This is a genomic window from Deltaproteobacteria bacterium (assembly GCA_016709225.1).
GTDB lineage: Bacteria > Myxococcota_A > Polyangia > Nannocystales > Nannocystaceae > Xiheibacterium > Xiheibacterium phototrophicum.
In genome coordinates, this window is sequence record JADJEE010000012.1 from 2046457 (window position 1) to 2072335 (window position 25879).

Annotated in this window: 20 protein-coding genes; 13 read left to right on the forward strand and 7 right to left on the reverse strand. The window is 71.5% G+C overall.

Going from position 1 to position 25879, the window contains the following annotated elements; all coding sequences use genetic code 11:
• Positions 1-34: 34 nt before the first annotated feature.
• Together IPH07_33470 and IPH07_33475 are read right to left on the reverse strand one after the other, a co-directional pair.
• Complete coding sequence (locus IPH07_33470; protein MBK6922348.1) at positions 35-1393, reverse strand: DUF1552 domain-containing protein; 1359 nt, start codon at positions 1391-1393, stop codon at positions 35-37.
• Positions 1394-1395: 2 nt separating this feature from the next.
• Positions 1396-3120: a DUF1592 domain-containing protein gene (locus IPH07_33475; protein MBK6922349.1), complete on the reverse strand. Its 1725-nt coding sequence runs from the start codon at positions 3118-3120 to the stop codon at positions 1396-1398.
• Positions 3121-3285: 165 nt separating this feature from the next.
• On the opposite strand from IPH07_33475, the gene IPH07_33480 reads away from it, so the two are divergent.
• From IPH07_33480 to IPH07_33490, 3 genes are read left to right on the forward strand one after another with little or no spacing between them, the layout of a single operon-like run.
• The gene (locus tag IPH07_33480; protein ID MBK6922350.1) at positions 3286-4365 is read left to right on the forward strand and encodes a hypothetical protein; all 1080 of its coding nucleotides are present in this window, start codon (positions 3286-3288) and stop codon (positions 4363-4365) included.
• A 54-nt stretch (positions 4366-4419) separates the two neighbouring features.
• A complete protein-coding gene (locus tag IPH07_33485) occupies positions 4420-5043 on the forward strand; it encodes an RNA polymerase sigma factor (protein ID MBK6922351.1) in 624 nt (207 codons plus the stop codon).
• Positions 5036-6166 (forward strand): hypothetical protein, encoded by a 1131-nt coding sequence (locus IPH07_33490; GenBank protein ID MBK6922352.1) that lies wholly within the window; start codon positions 5036-5038, stop codon positions 6164-6166. The genes IPH07_33485 and IPH07_33490 overlap by 8 nt, the downstream gene beginning before the upstream one ends.
• Positions 6167-6219: 53 nt before the next feature.
• On the opposite strand, the gene IPH07_33495 is transcribed toward IPH07_33490, so the two are convergent.
• Positions 6220-7020 (reverse strand): hypothetical protein, encoded by an 801-nt coding sequence (locus tag IPH07_33495; protein MBK6922353.1) that lies wholly within the window; start codon positions 7018-7020, stop codon positions 6220-6222.
• A gap of 503 nt (positions 7021-7523) precedes the next feature.
• Between IPH07_33495 and IPH07_33500 the strand changes: the two genes are divergently transcribed.
• Positions 7524-9179: a VWA domain-containing protein gene (locus IPH07_33500; GenBank protein ID MBK6922354.1), complete on the forward strand. Its 1656-nt coding sequence runs from the start codon at positions 7524-7526 to the stop codon at positions 9177-9179.
• Between the two features lie 58 nt (positions 9180-9237).
• Here IPH07_33500 and IPH07_33505 read toward each other — a convergent pair whose 3' ends face one another.
• The gene (locus IPH07_33505; protein MBK6922355.1) at positions 9238-11808 is read right to left on the reverse strand and encodes a serine/threonine protein kinase; all 2571 of its coding nucleotides are present in this window, start codon (positions 11806-11808) and stop codon (positions 9238-9240) included.
• Between the two features lie 239 nt (positions 11809-12047).
• Between IPH07_33505 and IPH07_33510 the strand changes: the two genes are divergently transcribed.
• The 7 genes from IPH07_33510 (at position 12048) to IPH07_33540 (ending at position 19984) form a co-directional block, all read left to right on the forward strand.
• Positions 12048-13364 (forward strand): AarF/ABC1/UbiB kinase family protein, encoded by a 1317-nt coding sequence (locus IPH07_33510; GenBank protein MBK6922356.1) that lies wholly within the window; start codon positions 12048-12050, stop codon positions 13362-13364.
• A 77-nt stretch (positions 13365-13441) separates the two neighbouring features.
• Positions 13442-13990 (forward strand): hypothetical protein, encoded by a 549-nt coding sequence (locus IPH07_33515; protein ID MBK6922357.1) that lies wholly within the window; start codon positions 13442-13444, stop codon positions 13988-13990.
• 88 nt (positions 13991-14078) lie between these two features.
• The gene (locus IPH07_33520) at positions 14079-14615 is read left to right on the forward strand and encodes a Spy/CpxP family protein refolding chaperone (protein MBK6922358.1); all 537 of its coding nucleotides are present in this window, start codon (positions 14079-14081) and stop codon (positions 14613-14615) included.
• 2 nt (positions 14616-14617) lie between these two features.
• Positions 14618-16381, forward strand: coding sequence for a 7-cyano-7-deazaguanine synthase (locus tag IPH07_33525; protein MBK6922359.1), 1764 nt, complete (start codon positions 14618-14620; stop codon positions 16379-16381).
• The gene (locus tag IPH07_33530; protein MBK6922360.1) at positions 16378-17160 is read left to right on the forward strand and encodes a hypothetical protein; all 783 of its coding nucleotides are present in this window, start codon (positions 16378-16380) and stop codon (positions 17158-17160) included. Before IPH07_33525 ends, IPH07_33530 begins: the two co-directional genes overlap by 4 nt.
• A 93-nt stretch (positions 17161-17253) precedes the next feature.
• Positions 17254-17958 carry a cupin domain-containing protein gene (locus IPH07_33535; GenBank protein MBK6922361.1) on the forward strand — a complete coding sequence of 235 codons (705 nt, stop codon included), beginning with the start codon at positions 17254-17256 and terminating at the stop codon, positions 17956-17958.
• A gap of 268 nt (positions 17959-18226) precedes the next feature.
• Positions 18227-19984 (forward strand): hypothetical protein, encoded by a 1758-nt coding sequence (locus IPH07_33540; GenBank protein MBK6922362.1) that lies wholly within the window; start codon positions 18227-18229, stop codon positions 19982-19984.
• A 24-nt stretch (positions 19985-20008) separates the two neighbouring features.
• On the opposite strand, the gene IPH07_33545 is transcribed toward IPH07_33540, so the two are convergent.
• Both IPH07_33545 and IPH07_33550 read right to left on the reverse strand, forming a co-directional pair.
• A complete protein-coding gene (locus IPH07_33545) occupies positions 20009-20398 on the reverse strand; it encodes a TraR/DksA C4-type zinc finger protein (GenBank protein MBK6922363.1) in 390 nt (129 codons plus the stop codon).
• Between the two features lie 255 nt (positions 20399-20653).
• Positions 20654-20842: an Rdx family protein gene (locus IPH07_33550; protein ID MBK6922364.1), complete on the reverse strand. Its 189-nt coding sequence runs from the start codon at positions 20840-20842 to the stop codon at positions 20654-20656.
• Between the two features lie 436 nt (positions 20843-21278).
• Between IPH07_33550 and IPH07_33555 the strand changes: the two genes are divergently transcribed.
• Entirely contained in the window at positions 21279-22373 is a 1095-nt protein-coding gene (locus IPH07_33555; GenBank protein MBK6922365.1) for an FIST C-terminal domain-containing protein, read from the forward strand.
• A gap of 61 nt (positions 22374-22434) precedes the next feature.
• Here IPH07_33555 and IPH07_33560 read toward each other — a convergent pair whose 3' ends face one another.
• Entirely contained in the window at positions 22435-23304 is an 870-nt protein-coding gene (locus IPH07_33560; GenBank protein MBK6922366.1) for a sigma-70 family RNA polymerase sigma factor, read from the reverse strand.
• Positions 23305-23401: 97 nt separating this feature from the next.
• On the opposite strand from IPH07_33560, the gene IPH07_33565 reads away from it, so the two are divergent.
• Positions 23402-25879, forward strand: coding sequence for a serine/threonine protein kinase (locus IPH07_33565; protein MBK6922367.1), 2478 nt, complete (start codon positions 23402-23404; stop codon positions 25877-25879).

Below are 25879 nucleotides of genomic sequence, written 5' to 3' on the forward strand. Positions count from 1 at the left end.
CACGCGCGATCGCGCCCGCCCACGTGCGAACACGCTACAGCGTCAGCGGCCCCGACGTGAACTCCGGCGCGCCGAAGCTCGCGTCGCCCAGCCCGAGCAACCCGATGAACGTGCTGTAGAGATCGCCGGTGGTGCGGCCGGGTTGCGGTGAGTGGCGACCGGTCTGCAGCGCGCCACCGACCCGGCCCGCGAGCACGATCGGCAGATCGTAAGGGCTGTGCGTGGCGCCGCTGCCCATCTCGGCGGTGGAGTAGAGCAACATGTTGTCGAGCAACGTGCCGTCTTGATCGGGCATCGCCGCCAGCTGATCGATGAGGTACGCCAGCTCGCCCATGTACCAGGTGTAGACCGCGCGCGGCACCGAGACGTCGCCCATGTTGGGGATGTCGTGCACCATCGCGTGCCAACCGGTGTAGGCCCCGGGCACGCCGACGCCGAGCCACGGGAACGTCGGGCCGTCGTAGTTGGTGTACTGCAGGGTGCCGACGCGGGTGAGGTCGCAGGCCAGCGCCATCACCATCAGATCGATGAGCACGCGCGACGAGACATCGTCGCGGTTGGCATCCCACGCGCTGCCATAGGGGTTGGTGTCGTAGTCGCCGGGCAGGTTCAGCATCGGCGTGGTGCAGCCGGCACCCGCCTGGCCCTCGTTGCCGAGCTGCATCTCGAGCGCACGGATCTTGTCGGCGTGGTTCTCGAGCGTCATGCGATCGGCCGCGCTGACCTTGGGCGAAAGCCCGTCGAGCGAGCCGATCACGGTGTCGAGCACGCTCTGCCGCCGCGCATGCAGCCGCGCGATGGTGGTCGCCGGCAACATCGGGTCGACCTCGAGGTCCGAGAACAGCTGGTTGAAGATCGCGGTGGGCTCGGTGTCCGACGGCACTGGATCCGCCGCACCGGCGTAGATCGCCTGGTACTCGCCGAGGTTGCCCCCGCCGATCGCGAACTGCAACGAGCGGTAAGGCGTGGGGGCGGCCATGCGATTGGCGATCTCCTGATCGATCGACGGCCCGTCGGGCATGGCGTTGTTGAAGGTGTTGTGCGCGCTGGTGAAGATGCTGTGGCCGTTGCTGATGTGGCCGTTCTCGCCGTAGGCCGCGCCGGCTTCGTTCGCCACCTGCGACACCACCACGATGTCGGACTTGCGGCTCTCGAGCGGCGAGAGGATCGACGACAGCACCATCGCGTTGTTGGGGCCGCTGGGCGACCACTCGTCGTTGAGCGTGCCCTCGACGTGCATGAACTGCAGGTAGCGCAGCGTCGGTTCGCCCGCGGCGCGGGCCTGCTGCATGCTCTCGAGGAACGGCAATGCCACCGCGATACCACCGGCGCCACGGAGGAAGTTGCGCCGCGTGGTGCGGCCGCGCGAGACGGGACCTGGACGTCGGAGCATGGTCAGCCCTCCACCTTGCGGGTGCGGAACGCCTCGCTGCGCGCGAGCGCGACCAACAGCGTGGGGATGTCGCCGCCGGCGGCGACGAACTCGGGTGCGAACGAATCGACCACGCAGTCGTCGACCGCACCGGGCTCGAGGCCGAAGCCGAACTGATACAGCTGGCTGGCGAAGCAGGTCGTGACCTCGTCGCTGGCCGCGAGCTTGGCTTGGAGCTCGACCACCCCGTGGAAGCTGCCGGTCACCGCCGCCGGGCCGCCTTGCACGTCGCCGCTGTTGTCGATTGCGCTGCCGTCGACATCGACGGTGCGCAGGCCACCGATCGCATCGTAGTCCTCGAAGCCGAGGCCGATCGGGTTCATGAGGCTGTGGCAACCGCCACAGTTCATGTGGTTGATGAGGATCTCGGTGCGCTCGCGCTCGGTCGAACCCTCGGGGTACTCGGGCACGTTCGCCATCGCATCGGCGGGTGGCGGCGGAATCGGCTCACACAGCAGCTGCGTGCGCACGACCTCGCCGCGGAAGATGGACCCGGTGTCGTTGCGGTGCGAGTGTTCCGCCAGCAGGGCGGGCCGCGTGAGGAGACCGCCGCGTTCCTCCGGCAGCGTGACGCTGGCCCAGGTGCCGGGCGCCGGCGCGTCGACGCCGAACAGGCCCGCGACCTCGGCATCGACCTCGCTGCGGTTCGAGGTCAACAGCTGCGCGAGCGTGGGCTCGTCGCTCGCGAGCACGCCTTGCACGAAGCGCGAGAATTCTTGATCGATCGACGCCGAGAGCTCGGCGGTGAACTGGGGGTAGACCGCGGTGTCCTTGTCGTAGGTGGGCACGCCGTCGTAGTGGTTCCACTCGCGGACGAAGCGCTCGATCGCGGGGCCGCTGCGCGAGGTGTCGGCGAGCATGCGCTCGGCCTGCGCGGCGATCTCGTCGGGGTCCTGCAGGCTGCCCGCGGCCGCGGCCGCGAACAGCTGGTCGTCCGGCATCGAGTCCCACAGCAGGAACGACAGCCGCGCGGCGATCTCGTAGTCGCCGAGCGCGATCACGCCCGGCGCGATCTCGTCGCCGCCACGCTCGACCAAGTAGAGGAACTGCGGGGACTGCAGCGCCGCCGCGACCACCGCTCCGATGCCGTCGGCGAACCCGTCGGTGGCGGCCGCGTCGACGTACAGCGCCAGCAGTGCGGCGCGCTCGTCGTCCTCGAGCGGGCGCCGGAACGCCCGCGCGCCGAACTCGTCGATGAAGGCCTCGGCGCAGCTCTGATCCTGTGCACCGTCGCAGGTGACGACCGCGTCGACGTCGTCGATGATCTGCACGGCGACGTCTTCGGCGGCGGTGAGCAGGTCCATCGCGGTCGGCAGCGACACCACGTTGAGGCTGGGGTTGTTGCTGTAGTTCTTGTGGGTCTGGGTCTCGGGGAACGCGGCGCTGGGCGTGATCGCGCCGTCGAACAGCGCGGTGACGGTGTTGCGGTACTGCACCGCGGTCAGGCGTCGCATCGGAGCCGGACCCGCCACGGGCCCGTCGCCGCACGCCGCACTCGCGCCACCGCTGTCCGAGCCCGAGCCATCGTCGGCCGAGCCCGCCGAGCCCCCCTCGGCGCCGGCGGTGCCATCCGCCGCGCCGGCGGAGCCAGCATCACCGACCCCGTGGTAGCAGCCGGGGGCCGTGAGCCCGAGCCAACCACAGATGGACGCGAGCGTGACGAGCGGGGCGTTGCTTCGACGTGTCATGCGCGTGCGCGAGAGGAGAGACGCACCTCGCCGGAAGCGGGTGAACGTTTCTCGGCCGCGCGCGGGCGATTCCCTGGCCCTCGCCGACATGGCATCGTGGCGCACGAACGCTGCAGTCGCGCGCGCTAGCGCCCGGCGACTCGCATGCGGCGTGCAGCCTTTGCGATGATCGTCCTGGCCTTCGCCCTTGCGACCCTGCTGTCTGCGACGCCGGCCGAGCCCGCAGCGCCGCCGCGACGCGTGGTCGTGCAGGTCGCCGAGACCGATGGCGTTGCGGCCGCGGAGCTGGCCGCGTTGGTCGAGCGGCATGGCCTCGCCGAGCCGCCACCGATGCAGGTCGCGCCCGACGACGGCACGCGCGCACGCCTGACGACCGCACGGGCGCAGTGCGACGCTGCGCCCACCGTGGCGGTCTTCTGGCTCGATGCGCGGCGCAATGACGAGTGGCGAGTGTACGCCCTGCCCTGCGACACCGGCGCACCGTTGGTGCGGGAGATCGTGGTCACGCGCGGCGAGGAAGAGGCCTCGATCGAGGCCGCGTGGGTCATCATGCGATCCTCTTCGGTGGCGATCGCCGAGGGTCACGAGGTCGCGATGCAGGGCGCCGATCCGGCGGCGATCGATCCCCCGACGGCGCCACCACCCGCGGCCGCGAAGCCGAGCCCGGTGGCACCGCCACCACCCCGCGACGCGCCGAAGCGGCCACTGCGATGGCAGCTCACCGCGGGCTACGGCGGCGAGGCCATGTCGACGCGCCCGCGGTGGCGCAACGGTGTGCTCGCGCGGCTGTCGTTCGCACCGCGACCACGCCTGCGGCTTGCGCTGGGCTACGCACTGCTGCTGCCCGCCACCCGCGACGAGCCCGCAGGCTTCACGTGGTGGCAGCACCAGATCGGGCTGTGGATCGCCGCGGCGCTACCGGTGCATCCCCAGCTGGCGCTCGAGCTGCGCGCGGGGCCGGAGCTCGAGCTGGTCCGGTGGCGCTCGCAGGCGGATGTCCGCGGGCGCGTGCGCGCCGTGCCGAGGGTCGGCGCCGATGTGGGTCTGCAGCCGGTGCTGGCGCGCGGGCGTCGGACCGTGCTCGCCCTCGATGTCGGGGTCGGGCTCGCGATCGCGCTCGTCGACGTCGACTTCGTGACCTGCGCGGCGACGGCGGCGGCGTGCGCCGGGGCCGACCGGCGGGTGGTGCTCGACGCCTGGCGCGTGCGTCCCAGGGCACGCGCGGGCCTTTCCGTGCAATTCTAGGCGGGTGGCGAGGTTCATTCACCCGGATCGGGGGCCCGGTGCCTCTTGGTCGATGTGGGCCACGCCCTCGCACTGCCCTGGACCTTCGCCGCACCGGAGGACCAGACCTTGAGCCACGAGGCCGACGTGGCCCTGTTGCGCGCGGCGCTGCGTGCCGATGCGCGCGCGCAGCTCGAGCTCGTGCGTCGACTGACGCCGACGTTGCGCGCCGTCGCGACCGCGATCCTCGGGCGGGGTGGTGATGCCGACGACGGCGTGCAAGTGTCGCTCATGCGAGTGCTCGAGCGTGCATCGACCTACCGCGGCGATGCATCACTCGAACGCTGGGCGCGCACGGTAGCCGTGCGCGCGTGCCTGCGGCTCGCGGAGTCGGCTCGCCGCCACGACCGCACCGACGACGCGATCGAAGATCACGCCGAGCCCGAGGACGGCGACGACGCGCTGATCGAGACCCTGCCGGGGCCGCTCGAGAACTACCTCGAACAGCTGCCGGCGGCGCAGCGACAGGCGCTGTTGTTGCGCCACGCGTTGGGCTACTCGGTGATCGAGATCGCCGAGCTCACCAGCGTGCCGGTCGACACCATCAAGTCGCGGCTGCTGTTCGGCCTTCGTGCGCTGCGCAAGTCGATCCGACGCGACTCGTTCGTGGCCCGCGCGATCGGGGGCCACCGTGGCTGAGTCGTTCGAGCACGAGCGCGACGCGGTGACCGACGGCCTCGCGGCGTTCGGCCGGCTCGAGCCCGCCCGCGACGACGACCTCGCGCGCGGACTCGCGACCGTGCAGGCGTTCGCGCTGACGCAGCGACGTGGTGCACGCATGCGTGCGATCGCCATCGGCGGACTCGCAGCGGCCGCAGCCCTGGTGCTGGCCGTCGCAGTGGCGCCACGGCTGCGCGCGTCGGGCTTCGCGGTCGAGCAGGGCGAGTTCCTCGTGCAACAGGACCGCGTGCTCGACGGCAGCAGCGTCGCGCGCGGCGAGTGGGTCGAGGTCGGCGCGAACACGGCCTGCCTGCGGGTCGCGCGGGCACGGGTGTGCGGCGAGCCCGGCACGCGCCTACGCGTGCTCGACGATCGGCGCATCGAGCTCGACCACGGTCGCGTGCAGATCGACGCAGCGATCGCGGTCGAGACCACCCGCGGGGTCGTCGAGGGCCGCGACGACGGCCTCGTCATCGCGCTCGACGGTGGCGCGCTGGTGCTCGGCGAGTTTGCGGCGACGCTCTCGCAGGGCTCGCAGCGCATCGAGCTGGCCCCCGGCACCACGTTGGCGGCCGAGCCCGAGCCGGGCGCGACGACGCTCGCACGACGCCCTGCGACGGACACCAGCGCCGACGAGCCGGCGATCACGTTGCTCGACGACACCGCGAGCAGCGAGACCCGACCCACGCCGCGCAAGCCCAGCTCGCGGGACTCCGCGCGCGCACCGGCGATTCCGTCGGCGGGCGACATGCTGGCGGCCGCGCGCGAGCTGGCCGCCAAGGGCGAGCTGGCAGCGGCGGCGAGCGCCTACCAGAAGCTCGTGACGACGTACCCCAGCGCGGGTGAGTCCCGCGCCGCGCTGGTCTCGCTCGGTCGCGTGCAGGCCTCGCGCGGGCGCCACAGCGCTGCGCTCGCAGCCTTCGAGCGCTACCTCGCCGACGGCGGTGGGGCGCTGGCCGAGGAGGCGCAGTACGGTCGCATCCAGGCGCTGCACGCCCTCGGCCGGGTGGCCGCCCGCGATCGTGCGATCGACGAGCTCGCGCGCGAGCACCCCCGCAGCGTGTATCTCACCAAGGCCCGCGCCCTCGCGACGCCGAGGTGAGGCGAACGCGGGCCCCAGCCCGCGCGGCCCGTCACAATCAATGTGTCGAGGTACTAGTTGGCGCAGACCTCGAGCTCGTCGACCATCATGGTCGTCGGCGTCGGGTTGTCGGCGTAGGTCTGCGCCATCACCAACGCCGCGGCATCGACGAGATCGCCGAGCATGTCCGCCTGCGTGATGCTGGTGTACGTCACGCCGTCGTCGGAGGTCTCGAAGTGCACGACGGTGCCGTCGGCGCGCAGCCCGATGTACGCGGGGTACGGCGCCACCGGGAACGCCTCGTGATAGATCGAGACCTCGGCCTCGCTGGCGTCGGTGATGACCTCGCCGCCGCTCAGCTCGATCGAGATCGACCGCACGTCGTTGAGCACGGTGAGGAAGAGCAGCTCGGGCCGCGTGGGATCCGGCGGCGTCACCACGCGCATTCGCACGGTCGCGTTGCTGAACGGGAACACGTGATCGAACGCGCTGACGATGCCGGTGTCGAACACGCCGGTGGTCGGCGGCCGCAGCTTGAGCACGCCTGCGGCTTCGAGCAGCTCGGCATCCGGCTCCTGCCACGTGTTCCACATCGCGTCGATCACGTCGTTCTCGAAATCGTCGCGGTAGCAACCCGGCGGCATGAAGCCACCGCCATCGAGCGCGGTGGTGCTGCCGTCCGCGCTCCCGGTGCCGGTGCCGTTGCTGCCCTCGCTGCTGCTAGCGCCGTCGCTGCTCCCGCCGCTCGTCGGTGAGAAGGTCGCGACGCTGGTCGGGCCCATCGAGGTCCCGCTCTCGAACGCACCCACGACCTCGTCGCCGCACCCGCAGGTCAGCGCAGCGACGACGAGCAACGCGATCCGGGTGCGAGGCACGGGAGCCCACAGCGTAGACGCATCGGCCGGTGGAGCCAATCCGCGATCACCAAAACCCTCGCCCGGCCGTGGAACCAAACCCGCCGCACCGTGTCCTTGACCGCCACCGGAGCGACGACGTGATGCGCAGACCCGAAGATTTCGCCGACGACGACACGGTGCACGGCCAGCCCCAACGCGCGATGGGGCGCGCCAGGACGTGGGGGGTCGCAGCCATGGCCAGCACCGCCGTGCTCGCCGCTGGGGTCTTGGGTTGGATTGCCGTGCATGATGCGTCGCCGAGCGCGAGCGAGGGCACCGCGAGCGCGCAGGCCGACGTGGTCGTCGAAGCGATCGATGCATCGCACGCCCCGCAGGGCGCGAGTCCGCCCACCGCCGAGCCCGCGATCCCGGCACTGCGCGATGCGCCCTCGGGCATCCTCGGCGTCACGACGCAGGAGTCCGGCCACTTCCTCGCGAGCCCCCACGGCGGCGCGTTCGCGACCGGCAACGACGACGAGGACGTGTGGGGCGGGCTGAGCGGTACCGAGATCGGTGAGGCCGCAGGCGTCGGTGGGCTCGGGCTGCGCGGCAACGGGCGCGGTGGTGGTGGCAGCGGCGAGGGCACGATCGGACTCGGCACCACCGGTCTCATCGGCCATGGCGGCGGCGGCGGTACCGGGCAGGGCTTCGGGGGTCGCGGGGGGCATCGTGTCAGCCGCGACTCATGGCGCGAGGCCGCCATCGCGCAGCGACCCGAGTCCGACAGCGGCGACGACTACGCCACGATCACCGAGCAGCAGTTCGTCCGCGTCGGCGACGACGCGCAGTCGACCTTCGGCATCGACGTCGACACCGCGTCGTACAGCAACGTGCGGCGCTTCCTCGAGCACGGTCAGCTACCACCGGCCGATGCCGTGCGCGTCGAGGAGCTGATCAACTACTTCCACTACGATCTCGAGCCACCCACCGACGGCCGACCGTTCGCGCTGGAGAGCGAAGTCGCCGACTGTCCTTGGGATCGAACCCACAAGCTGGTACGGGTCGCGCTCGCTGGCGAGGGCTTCAACCACGAAGATCTGCCGGCGCGCAACTTCGTGTTCCTCCTCGACGTGTCGGGCTCGATGCAGGCACCCGATCGTCTGCCGTTGCTGCGCGAGTCGCTGTCACTGCTGGCCGACCGCATGCGCCCGCAGGACCGCATCGCGATCGTGGTCTACGCCGGCGCATCGGGGATCGTGCTCGACTCGACGCCGGGCTCCCAGAAGGGTCGCGTCCGCGCAGCGCTGCAGGAGCTCGAGGCCGGCGGCAGCACCAACGGCGGTGCTGGCATCGAGCTGGCGTACCGCCTCGCGCAGCGGCACTTCATCGAGGGCGGCAGCAACCGCGTCATCCTCGCCACCGATGGCGACTTCAACGTCGGCATCTCAAACCGCGGCAAGCTCACGCGGCTGATCGAGAAGAAGCGCGAGTCGGGCGTGTTCCTGTCGGTGCTCGGGGTCGGCCGCGGCAACCTCAAGGATGCGACCATGGAGTCGCTCGCCGACAAGGGCAACGGCAACTACGCCTATCTCGACTCGCTGTCCGAGGCCCGCAAGGTGCTCGTCGAGGGTGGCGCGGCCAACCTCGTCACCATCGCCAAGGACGTGAAGATCCAGGTCGAGTTCGATGCCACCGAGGTCGAGAGCTGGCGCCTCATCGGCTACGAGAACCGCAAGCTCGCCCATGCCGACTTCGCCGACGACCGCAAGGACGCCGGCGAGATCGGAGCCGGTCACAGCGTCACCGCGCTGTACGAGATCGTGCCCAAGACCGGTGAGTCGGTCGGCAGTGGATCGGTCATGAAGGTGTCCGTGCGCTACAAGCGACCCAACGAGGAGACCAGCGCGCTGTTCAGCCGCGAGGTCACCGCCGACGCGCGCTCGATGGCCGCCGCCTCGCCGGACTTCCGCTTCGCGGCCGCGGTGGCGCAGTTCGGCATGCTCCTGCGCGACTCGGACCTTCGCGGCGAGGCGACCTGGGAGAGCACACTGACGCTCGCGCGCGGCGCTACGGACGACGGCGACGGCTGTCTGCGCGAGGAGTTCATGCAGCTCGTCGCCCGTGCCGCCGAGCTCTCGAGCGCGCCGCTGCGCAAGCCGCCGGCGCGCTCGCGCTGCGAGCTCACCGCGCGCGGATGAGCCCGCCGCGCTCGTCCGTCGAGCACGAGCCCGCGCGACATGTGCTCGCTGGGGCGCGCTAGCGCGGCGCACGTGCGCGCGCCGCTGCGAGATCGTCGCGTAGCTGCGCCGGCAGCTCGCGCCCGGCCTGCTCGAGCAGCGCGGCCGCCCGCTCGGCGTCGGCGCGCGCGGCCGCGGCGTCGCCCAGCGCCAGCTCGGCATTCGCACGCCCCGCGAGCGGGCCGGCGAGATCGACGTGTTGCTCCCCGACGGTGCGCGCCCACAGCCGCAGCGACTCGTCGTACTGCTTGCGTGCGTCGTCGTGGCGACCGAGCGCACTCGACACCTCGCCGAGGTTGAGCAGCCCGATCGCGACCTGCACGTGCTCGGGGCCGAACAGCTCGCGCTTGCGCGCGACGACCTGCTCCGCCAGTGCCAGCGCGGCCTCGAGCTCGTGCGACGCGAGCAGCAGCAACACGAGGTTGCCGCGCATGCGCACGGCGTGGGGATGCCCCTCGCCGTAGGCGGCGTCGAGGTTGACGAGCGCGGCCTCGGTGGCCGCGCGCGCCTCGTCGATCCGACCCAGCGCATACAGACTGCCGGCGCGCAGCTCGAGCGTCATCACGCGGCTGGTGTCGCGCTCGCCCAGCTCGCGGCTCTCGATGCCATCGGCCTCGTCGAATTGGGCCAGCGCCGCCTCGTGTCGGCCGGCGTCCGCGTGGGCGAGGCCGATGGCATGCAGGAGCACGACCTCCATCACGGCGTGATCACCCGGGCTGGCGCGCAACGACGCCAACGCGCGGTGGTAGTGATCCAGCGCGGCTTCGGCCTGGCCCGAGCGCAGCGCGGCGTCGCCCCGCGCGAGGTCGAGCTCGCGACTCGCCTGCGCCCGCTCGTCGTCGCCCAAGCGCGGCAGGCCCGACTCGGCCACGCGCAGCCACTGGTCGGCACACGCGGGATCGAACTCGATTGCGCACAGGTGCACGAGCTTGATCGCGGCGGTCGTCGCCGCACGATCGTCGCCCTCGGCGGTCGCGATGCGCTGGGCCTCGACGAGGTGGGTGCGAGCGTCGGCGACCTCGCCCATGTCGAGCTCGGCACCGCCGCGCACGAGCATCGCCCACGCCTCGCCGTTGCGATCGCCGCGCTCGATCGCATCACGTCCCATCTGCTCGCCGAGCTCCCGCGCGCGGTCGAGCGCACCGGTGACCATGAGCGCCCGCGCGCGCGCGTAGTCGCGACGGGTCTCGTCAGCCATGGCCGTCGTGACCGCGGCCTCGCGCTCGCAGTCGTGCTCGGCGAGCACGCCCTCGACCAGCCGCACCGAGCGCGCGGCCCGGGTCGCGTCGAGCTCGTCGAACACGGCCAGCGAGGCATCCAGTGCGACGGCGGCATGATCGAGGCACATCGCGGTGTTCGAGGCCTCGCGCGGCGCAGGCGCGTCGCACAGGCCCTGGGCCTGCGCGCGCCAGTCGGCAATCGCGGCCGCGATGCGCGGCTGCAGGCGCGAGAACACCTCGCGTCCGCCCTCGCCAAGGCCCGCGAACGACTGCGCGAGTCGCTCGCGCCGGCTCGCTGACCACACCGCATCGATGGCGTCGGCGCGATCACAGCTGCCACCGTACGCCGGCGGCAACGCGATGCCGGTCGCGACCAGGCCGCCCGCGAGCACCACGCCCGCGGCCCACGGCCATGCCCGTCGAGGTGCGCGCAGCCGTGCGATTGCATCGAGCATGGTCGCGAGATCCGGCCAGCGCCGTGCGGGGTCGGGCTCGAGCCCGCGGGCGATCACCTGCCACAATGCCTCGGGCACGCCGTGGCCGACCGTCGGCGGAGCAGCCGGCGGCCCGCGGCGCTTGGCCGCGAGCAACCGCTCGAGATCCCCCTCGAACGGCCGTGCGCCGAAGAGGCCCTCGTACAGCGACACGCACCACGCGTACTGATCGCAGCGCGCATCGACCTCGCGCACGGCATGCTGCTCGGGTGCCATGTACGGCAGCGTGCCGACCACGGCGTCGCTGGCGGTCAGCGTGATCGCGAGTGGATCGCGACCGCTGGCGGCATCGCGGTGCGCGAGCCCGCCGCTGGCGACGGTCGGCCGCGCGCCATCGACCCCCGGCGCCCACGCCAGACCGAAGTCGAGCACGAACACGCGCTCACCGTCGAACATCGCGTTGGCGGGCTTGAAGTCGCGATGCACGAGCCCACACGCATGCGCGGCCGCGAGACCGCGCGCCGCCTGCACGAACGCATCGAGCACCTCGGGCCACGGCCGCGAGCACTCGAGCCACTGCGCGAGCGAGGGGCCACGCACGCGCTGCATCGCCAGCCACAGCACGCCGTCGCCCACGCCCACGTCGTAGATCGGCACCACGTGCGGGTGGGCCAGGCGCGCCAGCGATTGCGCCTCGCGCAGCACGCGGGCACGCCAGCTGGCGTCGTGCGCATCGGCACGCACGACCTTGATCGCGATCTCGCGCCCGAGCTCGGGATCGTGGGCGGCCCACACCGAACCCATGCCGCCTTGCCCGATGCAGTCGCCCAGCACGTAGCGACCGAGGCGATCGCCTGCGCGCGGTGCGGGTGCCGGCAGCGGCCCCGCGGAATCATCGGCGGGTACGGTGCGATCGTCGTGCGATGCATCCGTCATCTTCGGTGCCCTCGACATCGTAGCAGCGGCCTCGCGCGCCCGGGCGCGAGTGGGCCACGACGACGCAACCGTCCGCCACATTGGGCAAGTTGCCCAGCGATACCGAAGGCGAACGTAACCGCGACCGCAGTCGTCTCCGTTTGCCTGCCGTGCCCACGCACGCACCTGCCACCGCCCGCGCAGCGGCGGCGGCGAGCACTGCTGCTAGCCTCCAGGCCGCACCCCGGATCCCCAAGACGATGAGTGACGATCGCGAAGTACCCACCGGCCGCCTGGCCCGCCTCGGCCGGCTGGTGAGCGTCGGCGCCCGTACCGGCGCCAGCCTGCTGCTGTCGAGCGACGGCAAGGGTGCCGCCGAGCACGCCGCCGCAGTGCTGGGATCGCTGCGTGGCCTCGCGGCCAAGGTCGGACAGATGGCGAGCTACGTCGATGGCTTCGTGCCCGACGACCACCGCGCGTCCTACGAGCGCGCGATGGGTACGTTGTTGGCCGCCGCGCCACACTCGTCACCGGCGGCGATCCGCGCGGTGGTGGAGCGCGAGCTCGGCGCGCCGATCGATCAGCTCTTCACGACCTGGGAGGACGAACCCATGGCGAGTGCGTCGATCGGCCAGGTCCATCGCGCGACGCTGAAGGGCGGCGAAGAGGTGGCCGTCAAGGTGCAGCATCCCGGCATCGACCGCGCAATCGAGTCGGACTTGCGCAACGCCGGCATCATCGAGGGCCTGGTCGGCACGCTCGGCCCCAAGACGCTCAACACCAAGGAGGTCTTCGCGATCATCGCGGAGCGCTTCCGCGAAGAGCTCGACTACACGCTCGAGGCCGAACGGCAGGAGCAGTTCGCCCGCATGCACGCCGGCGACCCCGACGTGCGCATCCCCAAGGTCTACCGTGAGCGCAGCACCCGACGCGTCTTGACCACCGCGCTCGCGCGGGGCTTCGGCATCGACGAGGCCGCCGCACGCAGCGAGGACGACCGCCGCCACTTCGCCGAGGTGCTGTGGCGGTTCGTGTTCCGCGGCAACCTCGTGGGGCAGATGTTCAATGCCGATCCTCACCCCGGCAACTACATCTTCCACGACGACGGCACGATCACCTTCCTCGACTTCGGCTGCGTACAGCCGCTGTTCGACCCCGAGCTGAGCCTCGCACGCTCGGCCCACCGCGCCGCGCTCGCGCGCGACGAGGCCAGCTTCCGCCGCTGCATCGCGGCGATGCTCGCGACCAAGGGCGGCGCCTTCGAGGCGGCCGTGCTCGAGTACGTGCGGCGCTGCTTCGCACCGCTGTTCGAGGCGCCGTTTCGCATCGATCGCGCGTACGCGGCAGAGGTCGTGCGCGGCATCCAAGACCTCAAGCGCTTCGTGCTCAAGCGCGACAAGAGCTTCACCTCGCTGCCGCCCGGCCTGGTGTTCATGAATCGGCTGCAGTTCGGGTTCTACTCGGTGCTGGCGCGGTTCGACGTCGCGGTCGACTACGCCGAGATCGAGCGCGGCGTGCTGGGGGCCGCGGACCTCCTCGACGGCCCTCGCGTGCCGCCGACGCACGCGACCCCGTGAGCTAGCGCGCGCTCGTCCTCCGTCGATTTTGCCGCACCGCAGGTGATCGCGCCGCGGTCCCCCGGCACTCTCGGGGCATGGTGATGCGCGGTTGGGTTGCATGGGTGGTGGTGGTGGCGAGCGGCGCGGGGCTGGCCGGCGGTTGCACGTTCCAGGACGACAGCTGCGCGGATGGCTTCCGCTGCGCGAGGATTCCCGATGGTTCGAGCTCGTCCAGCGACGGCGACTCGCAGGCCTCGGACTCGGGTGCTTCGTCCGGGGCCGACACGGCCTCCGGCTCGAGCTCGAGTGGCGACTCGGCGGCCGACAGCGGCACCGATACCGCGCCCGACTGCGAGGCGACCGATCCCAAGCCGGTGCTGAAGTTCGAGAATCGCACCGGCAACACCGTCGAGACCTTCGCCTTCGTGGCCTGCGACGGCACCATGCCCAGCGAGTTTCCACTACAGCCACCGGGCCTGCCGACGGATCAGGACGTCGAGGTGCCGCTGCCGGGCCCGGGTTGCTGGCTGATGAGCTACTCCGGCGACGGCTGCACCTCGGAGATGCCGTTCGAGGCCACGGTGTGCGCGGGCGAGACCGTCGTGTGGACCGCCGACGACGTGAACCACGTGTGCATCGGATAGTCCCGGGGCTCGCCCTCGCGGGCGGCCGCGCGCGAAGGCGGTGATTCCCTTCCGGACCGCAAGGCGCGATGCTCCGGCGGAACGTCCCTTGTCGACGCGCACCATCGGTCTGGTCGCCCTCACCTGCCTCGCCCTCGGCGGCGCGGTGGCGTGGTACGCGGCCCGCACCGACGGCGCGCACGCGCCGGTGTCGGTCGTCGTGCCCGACGACGACGACGCCGACGACACCGACGCGGACGACGACGGGGAGAAGGCCGCCATGCAAGCCAAGGCGAAGATCTGCAAGAAGCTCGCGTGCACCGACTCGCAGCGCGGCGAGCTCGGTACCCTCATCCGAGTCTTTCGCGATGACACGCGCGAGCGCCGGGTGGAGCTGAAGAACCTGCGCGCCAGCGCAGCGCAGGCGTGGGCCTCGGCGACCCCCGACGCCGCCCGCATCGCAGAGATCGAAACCCGCGTGCTCGAGCTCGAGGGCGAGATCGAGGGCGCTGCCCGCGGCGCGCTGCTCGGCTTCCATCGCGTGCTCGACGACGAACAGCGGCGCAAGCTCTCGCGCTGGCTGCGACGCAAGAGCGCGCGCGACCTGCTGCAGGACAAGCGCGTGCGCAGCTCCGAGAGCGAGTGACGATGGCAGCGATCTGTGGCTACGTCGGTCGCGGCGACGAGGCGCTGCTGCTGCGCCAGCTGGGACTGCTGCGCCATCGCGGCGCGCACGCGCACGCGACCCGCATCGGTCCCGCCGGTGGTCTCGCCGTCGCTTCGCCGCCGGGGCGCGTCGCCGCGGTGGGCAGCAGCCGCGACGCCAAGGTGCACTGCGTGCTCGACGGCGCGTTGTTCGAGCACGCCGCGCTCGCCAGCCAGCTGGGCCTACCGGCCACCGCCAGCGCGGCCGAGCTGGTCGCGGAGCTGCTGGCGACCAAGGGCCCCGCGGCGCTCGGACAGCTCGACGGTGCCTACGCCGTCGCCGCGCTGTTCGAGGACCACGTGCTGCTCGCCCGCGATCCGCTGGGTGAGAAGCCCATCTACTACGCGACCCTACCCGATGGCCGCTTCGCGTTCGCCTCCGAGATCAAGGCGTTCCTCGCCGATCCGGCGTTCGTGGTGAAGCCCCACGAGCCTTCGCTGGTGTCGCTGTTGGTGTTCTCGTTCATCCCGGGCGAACGCAGCATGTTCGACGACGTGTTCGAGCTGCAGCCGGGCTGCCACATCGAGCTCGGCGCTCGCGGGGCCTCGCCGCTGGTCTCGCACTGGCAGCTGCACGAGCAGGTCGAAGACCACGAGCTGCCCTACTTCACCGCCGAGATCGAGCGGCTGTGCATCGATGCGGTCGATCGCCGCATTCCCGCCGACGGCCGCGTGACCGCGACGCTCTCCGGTGGGGTCGACTCGTCGGCAGTGGTCGCCCTGCTGGCGCGCCGGGGCTGCAAGCCGGTGTGTTTCTCGGCTGCCTTCGGCGACGGACAGCCCAACGAGCTCGGCTACGCGCGACTGGTCGCGGAGCACTGCAAGGTCGAGCACCGCGTCATCGACGTCGAGCCGGAGGGCTTCCTCGACCTGCTGCCGCGGGTGATGTGGAACCTCGACGATCCGCTGTGCGATTGCATCACCGTGCCCAACTACTTGCTGGCACAGGCGGCCGCCCAGGAGGCGCCGGTGGTGTTCAACGGCGAGGGCGGCGATCCGCTCTTCGGCGGGCCGAAGAACAAGTTCCTCATCCTCGGCGAGTGGTACCGCGCCTACGGCGGCTATGACCGCGCGCGGGCCTACCTGGCCTCGTACCACAAGTTCTTCGAGCACGCCCACGAGCTGTGCACGCCCGAGCTCATGGCGCGCAGTGGCGGCACCGAGGCGCTGTGCGACTACGTGCGGCCACTGCTCGAGGACGAGCGCATGGGCAACTTCCTCAACCGCCTGATGCACCTCAACATCAAGCTCAAGGGCGGCCAGAACATCCTCGTGAAGGTCGACAAGATGCTGTCGGCCAACGGCGTCGAGCCGGCCTCGCCGCTGTTCGATCGCAGGTTGGCGGAGTTCTCGTTCAAGATCCCACCGGTGCTCAAGCGCCGCGGCGATGTCGAGAAGTTCGCCTTCAAGAAGGCCATCGAGCACCTGCTGCCGCACCCCGTCGTCTATCGCAAGAAGTCCGGCATGGGTGTGCCGCTCAACCACTGGTTCCGTCGCGAGCCGCTGCGCAGCTACACCCGCGACGTGCTGCTGTCGTCGCACGCGCGTGGGCGCGGCTACTTCGACATGCGCTTCGTCGAGCGCCTGGTCGCCGGCAAGGCCCCGCACACCATGGTCGGCCGCGATCGCACCGGCGAGCTGCTGTGGATGCTGCTGGCGATCGAGCTGTGGCACCGCGTCTTCGTCGACGGTGAGGGACGACCATGAGCGCAGGCTTGCCCAGGGGCGTGGTCGAGTCGGCGGCATCGGCGATGGCGACCACCGCCGGCTTCGTGTTCACGCGCAGCCAGCTGTTCTTCGAGCTGGTGCGCCGCGGCGCACTCGCCGATCCAGGCGCCGATCTGGACGGCGCGATGCAGGCGTTCGAGTCGCGTCTGGCCGCCTTCGAGCACGACCACGGCGAGCTCGAAGGGCTCATCCGACCCGAGCGCCTGGTCGATCTCCCGCCGCCGCCCGAGCTGCCACCCGACGTGCTCGACTACACGGTGCGCCGCGTGTTGGTGTTCGACCGCCTCGACACGTGCCTGTTCTTCGTCTGCAACGGCTTCCACCGGCGCATCGAGGTCGGGCTGGTGGTCTGGCCCGACGGCGCCGCAGAACCCGGGGCCGCGGGCTTCCCCTCCCATGTGTGCGACCGCTTGCGCGCCCAGCTCGACGAGGGCCTGCCAACCGACTTCTTCCTCATCGGGGACTGCGGCACGGCGGCGCGATCCTGGCGGCAACGCATGCACGCGACCCTCAAGCGGCCCCACGTGCGCGTGCGCGACGCGAGCCTGACATTCCCCTGGGCCTTCCGCCTGCGCCTGCCGGTGCGCGCCACCGGGCGCGCGCCCGACCCCCACGTCGTCATCCCCGAGGACCACGAATGGCGCGGCCTCTTGATGGTCGGCAGCTACGCGTCGCTGCAAGAGATGCCGCCGATGCGACTCATGCGATGGGTCTACCGCCGCGTGGCGCGGGGCGCCGAGGACGTCGGCTTCGGCTGACGATCGGCATGAAACCGCGCCGTCGCGAGCGGCAGCACACGCGCGCGGGCTTGCCACCGACGCCGTCGCTTTGATAACCAACGACGAACGATCATGCAGCTGCTGCTGGAACCACGCGACGGGGACGTCATCGATGCGACCTCGACCATGTACCCCAGCAGGCTCGTGGTCGTGCGCGGACGGCGGGAGCTGGGGCCTTCGACCTCGACCTTCTTCGGCTACGTGGTCGGCGGCAGCGGGCGCATGAAGGCCGGCAGCTTCGAGCTCTCGCTCGCGCCCGGCACGTTCTTCTGCGCGCCAGGACCGGTGCAGGTCGAGATCGACGGCATGGCGGTCGCGATCGAGCGGCTCGGCTATCGCGGCCTGCCGACCGCCGGCGTCATCGAGGACACCGGCCGCCTGACGTACATCGACGGCTGCTCCGACACCATCCTGGTGTCACCGCCCCGCCAGGGCGATCCGGTGTTCAACTTCCTGCACTTTCCGCCGGGCATCCAACAGACCGTGCACTCGCATCCGTCGATCCGCCTGGGGGTCGTTGCCCGCGGCGAGGGCCATGCGTTCGGTCCCGCGCGAGCCGACGGTCGCCACGGCGCGCAGTGGCAGCAGCCGCTGCGGCCCGGGGCGGTGTTCCTGCTGCATCCCCACGAGCTGCACGCGTTTCGCACCACCGGTGACAGCGGCGAGCACGACGGCAACGAGCACGGCATGGACGTCATCGCCTACCACCCCGACTCCGACTGGGGCCCGACCGATGGTGTCCACCCGATGTTGAACCGCACCTATCGCGGCACGTGACTCGGGCGCCCGCTGCGGGCAACCGTGATAGGCTGAACGGCTGGAGGCCTCATGCGCCGACTGGCTCTGTTGTTCCGCGGCACCTCGCTGTCCCCCGCCCTGCTCGCGTTGATCTCCGCCTGTGCGGGCTCCGATGCCGGCGACAACCCGGCGAGCTTCGGGCCCGGCACCGCGAAGCGACTCGTCGAGCGACGACTCGTCCGTCGACGGCGATTCGAGCTCCGATGGCTCGGCATCGATGACCGGCGATCCGACCACGTCGACCACGATGACGACCACCACCGCCGACGACACCAGCAGCGGCGAGTGCATGGATGGCGAGACCCGCGATTGCTACTCCGGCCCCGCGGGCACGCAGAACGTCGGCATCTGTGCCGCCGGCACCGAGTCGTGCGTCGGCGGCATGTGGTCGGGGCAATGCATGGGTGAAGAGACGCCCGGCATCGAGATGTGCAACGGCGTCGACGAGAACTGCAACGGCATGACCGACGAGGGTCTGAACGCCGGCGCCTGCAACACCGGCTTGGCCGGCCCCTGTGCCACCGGCGTCAGCATGTGCACCGAGGGCGCGATGATGTGCGTGCCCGATGTCGAGCCCGTGGCAGAGGTCTGCGGCGACGGCATCGACCAGAACTGCAACGGCACGCCCGACGACGGCTGCATGATGTCGTGCCCGTTCGTGTACGGACACGACGGCCGACGCTGGCACTACGAGGGCGCGGTCGGTGGCGCGAGCCTGATCGGTCGCCCCGAGCAGGTCGAGCGTGGCCGCGGCAAGCGCGTCGAGTTCGCGCCGCTCGCGGTGCCGCTCGCGAGCGCGGCGGTGCAGCGCGACCACGACGGCCGCGGTCGCGCGCGCGCGCTGCTGCTGGTCGGCGAGGACGAGATCGCCTACGTCGATCGGCTCGCGCTGGCAGTGGTCGAGCACGCTCGAGGCACCGAGGTCGTCGCGAGCTCGGCGCTGCAGTGGTCGGCCTCGCAGCGGGCCGAGCGAGCGCCGTTCATCGCGCTACCCACCGCCGGCATGCGCACCCCCGATCACGCGAGCTGGCGCGGTCGTGTGGACGTCACCGAGGCGATTGCACGCCGCGACGATCATGCGGTCGCCTTCGACTGCGCACACGAGAACTTCTACGAACTCGACTTCGGCGAGGTCGAGCACACCGACGCCGCCATCCACCTCGTGGTCGACGGCTGGAAGCTCAAGCACGAGCGCGCGCTCGGGCCCGATGTGCGCCGCCGCCGGCCGTTCGTGCAGGTGCAGCGGGCCGACGGTGCGTGGCACACGGTGATGCAGGTGCCTTCGCCGCGTGGCGATCGCAAGACCGTCGCGATCGATCTGTCCGCGGTGCGCTTCGACGGACCGCGGTACCGCGTGCGCCTGTGGACGGGTACCCACGAGGGTGGGCTGGCGATGTGGTACGTCGATCGCGTGCGCCTGTGCGTCGGAGCCCCGAGCCCGGTGCAGGTGGCCTCGCTGTCGCCCGCGAGCGCGCGCCTTCACTTCGCGGGCGCGCCCTCGGGCCTCGACGACGGCGACCGCGCGCAGCCGCGGTGGAACGTGCCCGACGGTCGCGGCGAGCTCACCGACGCGCAGTGCACCTACGGCGACTTCACGGCCTACGGCGAGGTTGCGCCGCTGCTGGACCGCGCCGACGACTGCGTGGTCGTGATGCGCAGGGGCGACGCCATCGAGCTGGAGTTCGAGGGCATCGCAGCGCCGGACGAGGGCCGGGTGCAGACGTTGTGGCTCGACAGCGAGCTGCTCTACAAGCCACGGGTCGTGCCGGGCACCACCGGCGACTCGTCGCTGACGCGCAACGTCGGGCCACTGCCGCACCGCGGCATGGGGCACTACCGCGGCGACGCACCGCCGCGCCGCGATCTCGCCTATCTCGCCTATCAACGGCGCTGGAACACGCGGCGGTACGAGCCCGGCTCGACCCACTGGGGCGAGTCGCGCCACAGCCAAGGCGCACGGCGACGTGCGGTGGTCACCGCCCTGGCGGTGCCGCTCGCGGCCTGACACCGCACGCCCGCGCGCCACGGCCTAGCGATAGTCGGTGAGGTGCTTGCGAGCTCCCGCGCGGCCGTGCTCCCGCTCGTCGGCCTGCTGACACTCGATGCACAGGCGCGCCCACGGCATCAGCTCGAGTCGACGACGCCCGATGGGCTCCTCGCAGGTCTCGCAGGCGCCGAACGACTCCGGGTCATCGTGCATGCGCTCGAGCGCGGCCTCGATCTCCCGCAGCTGCTCGGCGCGCGTGCGGTTGCGGTTCGACGCGATGACCTGGGCCATCTCCGCCAGGGGTTGCGCGTCCTCGTCGATCTTGCGCGCCGGATCGATCTCTTGCCCGAGCTCGAGGTCGCCGCCGGCTCGTAGCGAGTCGCGCATGCCGCGGAGCCGCGCTTCGATGGTCTGACGCAGCGCGTCGTCCATGATCGGGCGCGTAGCATACCGTGTAGGTGCACCCCACGCACGGGCCCGGCGGCGTCGGTGGGCCCGTCGACTTCGCGGGTCCAGGCGTTCGCTGCGAAAATCTGCCGCGGTCAGGGCGCCACGCAGCGCGCCGAACCGGTGGCCACGACGGGCCGACGCGGTTCGTCGATGAGGGTGGTGCGGCGAGCCGCTGGCCGGCGCGGCGGGATCCATGACGACGACCCCTCATCACGCCGGCACCTGCGCCGGCTCGCCTCACGCCGGCGCATTGCGGCGAACGCGGGCGGCGGCTTCGCCGATCTCTCCTGGTTCCGGAAAGCGATGCTGCTCGTGCTTGCTGAACACGCGTTCGTTCGCGACGAACACATCGAAGATGCCGCGCGCGCCCTCGACGAGCTCGATCCGCAGATCGTCACCCAACGCTGCCTTCAACTCGGCGACCACACGGGTCGCCTGCGGCAGGTAGTTTCACTTCACGCAGTAGATGATGCGGACGTCCATGACGGCAATGTTAGCCCAGCCGCCGCCGCGACGATGAATCCCACCGATCGGGCCGCGCAGCCGACAATCTGAAGCAGACCTTTCGCGCCGTGACGGTTGCATCGCACGTCGATGTTACGCCCGTGCTGCGATCATCGTCGTGCGTTGGCTCGGGCGCGCGGCACGACTGCGCGACGATGCGTGCCAAAGTGCCACGCCGCCGCCTTCAGTCCCAGCGCGCTTCCGCACTCGCGCATGCACGTGCGCTCGGGGCGAACGGGGTCACGTTGACCGGCCAGTTGCATCGCATAAGCTGTGAACACTTCGAGGTGCCATGGACATCGTGAGCGTCGGACCTGTGAGTGGAGGACCTGATGCGCTGCGACGCGAGTTCGCAGCCGTGGGCTCGCGCGTGGACGGGCCCAAGCTCGCCATCGTGTACCTTCCCTTCGATGTGGATCACGCGGCGTACCTCGCGGCCGCGAGCGAGGGCATCGGCGGGCCCGTCGTGGGCGCGACGACGGCCGGCGCCGCGTTCACCGAGCGTGGGTTCAGCACCACCGATCCGGTCGGCGCAGTGCTGTCCGGCCGCGGCTTCTCGTACTCGATCAGCGTCGCCTCCGATCTCTCGCGTGATCCCGCGACCGCCGTCCGCACCGCCGCGCGACGGCTGGTCGACGCCGCCCATCGCACCAGCGCGCGCAGCCAGGTGCTGCTGACGTTGGCCGACGGGTTCGCCTGCGATGGCGAGGTGCTCTACGGCGCGTTGCAGCAGAGCGTCCCGCCGCACTGGCGAATGCTCGGCACCAACGCTGGCGGCGGGCAGCACCTGCGACAGGCCTACGTCTTCGCCGGCCGCGAGATCCTCCGCGACGCCGCGATCCTCATCGGCCTGTTCTCCGACGCGGCGCCTTCGCTGGTCGCCCACCACGGCTGGCGCGGCGTCGACGGCAGCGCCGAGATGACGGTCACCGAGGTCGAGGGCAACATCCTGCGTCGGCTCGACGATCGCCCGGCGCTGGAGGCCTACCGCGCCGAGCTCATCCGGCTCGGCTGCATGCGCGACGGCGACGACTTCATGAGTGTCACGGCGACCCACGAGCTCGGCATGCGCACGATGTTCGGCGACCAGCTCAAAATCCGGGCGGCGATGGCCGTGGGTGAAGACGGCGCGATCAAGCTCGCGAGTGCGATCCCCGTCGGCGCGAAGGTGTGCATCGCAACCGCCAGCGCCGACGAGCTCATCGAGGCCGCGCGCACGTTGTCGAGTCGCGCGCTCGAGCCCTTCGAGCGCCAGGCGCTACACGGCGCGCTGGTGTTCGACTGCGGCGCGCGGCTGCAACGCCTCGGTGCGCGCTACGGCGAGGAGGTCACCGCGTTCTCGGGTGGTCGCCACTTCCCGCTCGTCGGCGTCGCCGGCTACGGCGAGATCGCCAAGTTCGCGGGCAGCATCGACGGCTTCCACAACGCGACCGCCGTGATGGCGGTGTGGTGAGCGGGGCCGCGGGCGCCGACACGACCGACCACCGCTGCCGATCTGCTCGGGCTCCAGCGCGTCATGCCGGCGGGCGGGCGGCGAACAGCCGCGAGAGGCTGAGGTCGAGCTCGGAGTCGAGCAGCTCGACGATGCTGTCGATGCGATGCCGTTCGGCTCCGATCGCGACGCCGAGATCTCGACGCATCGACGCCAACAACGCCTCGCGCACGCGGGCGACGCGTCGGGCGACCGTGGCGCGATGGGTGCCGTAGAGTCGGCCGAGCTCGTCCAGCGTGAGACCATCGAGGAACTTGAAGCGCAGCAGCGCGCGGTCGTCATCGTCGAGCGCGGCGACGGCATCGTCGAAGGCCTGCTTGAACTGCGCGTGGTAGCGCTGCCGCAGCCACGACAGCTCGGGCTCCGAGGTCGCCCCCGACCGCGACGGTAGCGACGCCACGGCGCGGTCCAACGGCGCGCGACCGCGACGACTGGAGATCGCGACACGCACAGCCGTCGTCCGCACCCAGTTTGCGAGCGCGCCGCGGCCCGAGTACGCCGCGATCCTCGGGCTCGGCCCGACGAACAGCCGCGCGCGCACCAGCTGGGCGCTGTCGTCGACCGCCGCGGGCGCGACACCGGCGCGGGTGAGTGCGAGCGCGATGTCCTTGCCGTGCTCGAGCTCGAACGCCCGCAACGCCGCCGCATCACCACGCGCACACGCAAGCGCGAGCGTCAGCTCGGCGGCGTGCATGCCCGCGAGCTCGGCGGGCTCTCGCGCGTGCGTCGCGAGCGCCTGCAACAACGCCGGCGCGTCGAACAGCTCCGGCCAGCGCGCGCGTGCTGCCTCGCACAATGCACGCAGCCGCTCGCCGAGCGCAGGGTCCCCGGTCCAGCGTTCGCGCTGTTCGACCGCGATCCCACCCACGAAGCTCTCGATCAGCGGATCCAAGGCTTGCCCGGCTCTCTGGCCGCAGTGTCGCACTCCCGCCGCGCAACGTGTAGACGCTGCCGCCGCCACGGGCCAAGCTCCCTGGCGGAGCGAGGGGTTGTCGCAAGCGACGTGCATCGACGACGAAGGCGCGCTGGCACTGCTGGAGCAGCGCGTCGACGACACCACGCGCCGTGCGTGCCTGGCCCACGCCGCAACGTGCCCCGAGTGCCGCGAGCTGCTGGCCGAGCTCGCACGAGTGATCGCGACCGCGGGCCCCGACTTGCCGGCGGCGGAGGACCGCATCGGCCCCTACGCCCTGCGCCACCGGCTCGGGCGCGGTGGCATGGGCGAGGTCTGGCTCGCGCGCGACGATCGGCTCGCCCGCGACGTCGCGATCAAGCTGCTGCGACACGTCGATGGCGGCAACGAGCGCGTCATTCGCGAGGCGCGGATCCTCGCGCGCATGGTCCACCCCAACATCGTGGCCATCCACAACGTCGGCAGCTCGCCGCTCGGGGTGTGGATCGCGATGGAGCTGGTCGATGGCGAGACGCTCGCGACGTGGGTGCGCGGCCGTGGGGCGCACGAGATCCTCGCCGCGTATCGACAGGCTGGGCTCGGGCTCGCGCACGCCCACCGCAGCGGCGTGGTGCACCGCGACTTCAAGCCGCACAATGTGATGATCGGCCGCGACGGTCGCGTGCGCGTGCTCGACTTCGGGTTGGCCGCCATGGTCGGCGCGCCGGCCTCGGCCGCGAGTGCCTCGGGCCCCGGCGAGACCACGCTGAGCGCCCGCGGCGGGACGCTGGGATACATGTCGCCAGAGCAGCTGCTCGAGCAGCCGAGCACACCCAAGAGCGATCAGTTCGCGTTCTGCGTGGCGTTGTGGGAGGCGCTCACGGGCTCACGACCCTTCGTCGGCGACTCGCCGGCCGCGATCGCGATGGCCACCCTCGAGGGCCGGCCGCAGCGGCGGGGTCGGCTGGATCTGGCCATCGAACGCGCGCTTCGACGCGGCCTCGCGCGCGAGCCGAGCGAGCGCCACGCCGACATCGACGCGTTGCTGGTCGCGCTCGCGCCCCCGCGTCGTCGATGGCGGCGCGGCGCGATCGCGACCATGGGCGTCGCGTGTTGTGCATGGTGGGCGTGGCCCAGCGCGCCCGCGTGTGAGCGCACCGCGATGGCCTTCGACGCGCGCACGCGGGCCCTCGCAGCCCGCGCCCCCGATCACCCGCTGCTGGCCCACGCCCGCGCGTGGGCCGACACCGCGCGGGCGAGCTGCGCGGCACCACCGGCGCTCGCGCAGTGCGTCGAGGAGCGTCGCGCCGAGATCGAGGTTGCGCTGGCACGGGCCGAGGACGGCGAGCCCGCACCGGTCGTCCTGGCCGCGGTGCTGCCGATGCAGCGCTGCGACGAGCCCTCGAGCGTCGCACCGTCGGCGAGCCTCGATCCCGCCCTGACGGAGGAGATCGCAGCGTGCAGCCGACGCGTGGCGACGTTGCGGGCGACCATCGCGAGCGACCCCCATGGCGACCACGAGATCGCCGCGCTGGCGCTGGTCGAGCGCGCCGATGCGCTGGCGTGGCCACCGCTACAGGCGCGCGCACGCGCCTTGCTCGGACAGCACGCGTCGAAGCGCGAGGACTGGCATCGAGCCGCGGAGGCCTTCGAAGCCGCGTACCACCTCGCGCGCGAGGCCGACGACACCGACACCGAGTTCGACGCGGCCTTCGGCATGATGCCGGTCTACCAGCACCTCGCCGAGCCCGAGCTCGGGCTGGTGTGGGCGCGTCACGCCGAGGCTGCGCTCGCACGGTTGTCCGACCCGCTTCGACGCACCCGCTGGCTCAAGCTGCGCGGCGAGCTGCGTCAGACCGTAGGGCGGCTGGACGAGGCCGAGCTCGACCTGCGTGAAGCGGTCGCGACCATGCCCGCCGACGCCCCCGACGAGGACCGCGGCACCGCGACGGCGCTGCTGGCCAACCTGCTCGCCGCACAGTGGCGCTGCGAAGAGGCGGTGCCGCTCTACGACGCGGCGCTCGCCCAGGAGCTGCCCGCCTATGCGCGCACGCTGGTGATGAACGGGCTGGCGGTGTGTGCCGTCCAGCGTAAGGACTTCGAGACCGCCGAGCAGATGTTCGCCGGCATCATCGACGAGGCCGAACGCGGGGGGCTCGGTGCCCACGTGCAGCTGACCGCGAAGTCGAACCTCGCGATCGCCTACGGCGAGCAGAAGCAATACGGCCGCGCGCTGGCGCTGCTGCACGACATCTGGCAGATGCCGCTGCTCACCTCCCTCGATCGCAACGAGGTCGAGGTCAATCTCGCGCTGTACTACCTGCGCAGTGGCGACCATGGGCGTGCGGCATCCTGGGCCCTGCGGGTGCTCGAAGACCCCGCCGCATCGCCGCGCATGTCGGGGAAGGCGGCCTGGACGGCGAAGGAAGCCCTCGTCGCGATGCATCAACGCGGGCGTGCGTACGCGGTGTGGCAGCGCAGGGTCGCGCTCGACCTGGCGCAGGGCGACCTCGAGGATCTGCCCGACGACCTACTCGCGTGGCTCGAGCTCGCCGACGCTGCGAGTGCGTCGTAG

Excerpts from the sequence above, each read along its gene's own strand:
- IPH07_33470 (MBK6922348.1), bottom strand. The coding sequence starts at position 1,393 with ATGCTCCGACGTCCAGGTCCCGTCTCGCGCGGCCGCACCACGCGGCGC.
- IPH07_33475 (MBK6922349.1), bottom strand. The coding sequence starts at position 3,120 with ATGACACGTCGAAGCAACGCCCCGCTCGTCACGCTCGCGTCCATCTGT.
- IPH07_33480 (MBK6922350.1), top strand. The coding sequence starts at position 3,286 with ATGATCGTCCTGGCCTTCGCCCTTGCGACCCTGCTGTCTGCGACGCCG.
- IPH07_33505 (MBK6922355.1), bottom strand. The coding sequence starts at position 11,808 with ATGACGGATGCATCGCACGACGATCGCACCGTACCCGCCGATGATTCC.
- IPH07_33510 (MBK6922356.1), top strand. The coding sequence starts at position 12,048 with ATGAGTGACGATCGCGAAGTACCCACCGGCCGCCTGGCCCGCCTCGGC.
- IPH07_33515 (MBK6922357.1), top strand. The coding sequence starts at position 13,442 with ATGGTGATGCGCGGTTGGGTTGCATGGGTGGTGGTGGTGGCGAGCGGC.
- IPH07_33525 (MBK6922359.1), top strand. The coding sequence starts at position 14,618 with ATGGCAGCGATCTGTGGCTACGTCGGTCGCGGCGACGAGGCGCTGCTG.
- IPH07_33530 (MBK6922360.1), top strand. The coding sequence starts at position 16,378 with ATGAGCGCAGGCTTGCCCAGGGGCGTGGTCGAGTCGGCGGCATCGGCG.
- IPH07_33535 (MBK6922361.1), top strand. The coding sequence starts at position 17,254 with ATGCAGCTGCTGCTGGAACCACGCGACGGGGACGTCATCGATGCGACC.
- IPH07_33540 (MBK6922362.1), top strand. The coding sequence starts at position 18,227 with ATGACGACCACCACCGCCGACGACACCAGCAGCGGCGAGTGCATGGAT.
- IPH07_33545 (MBK6922363.1), bottom strand. The coding sequence starts at position 20,398 with ATGGACGACGCGCTGCGTCAGACCATCGAAGCGCGGCTCCGCGGCATG.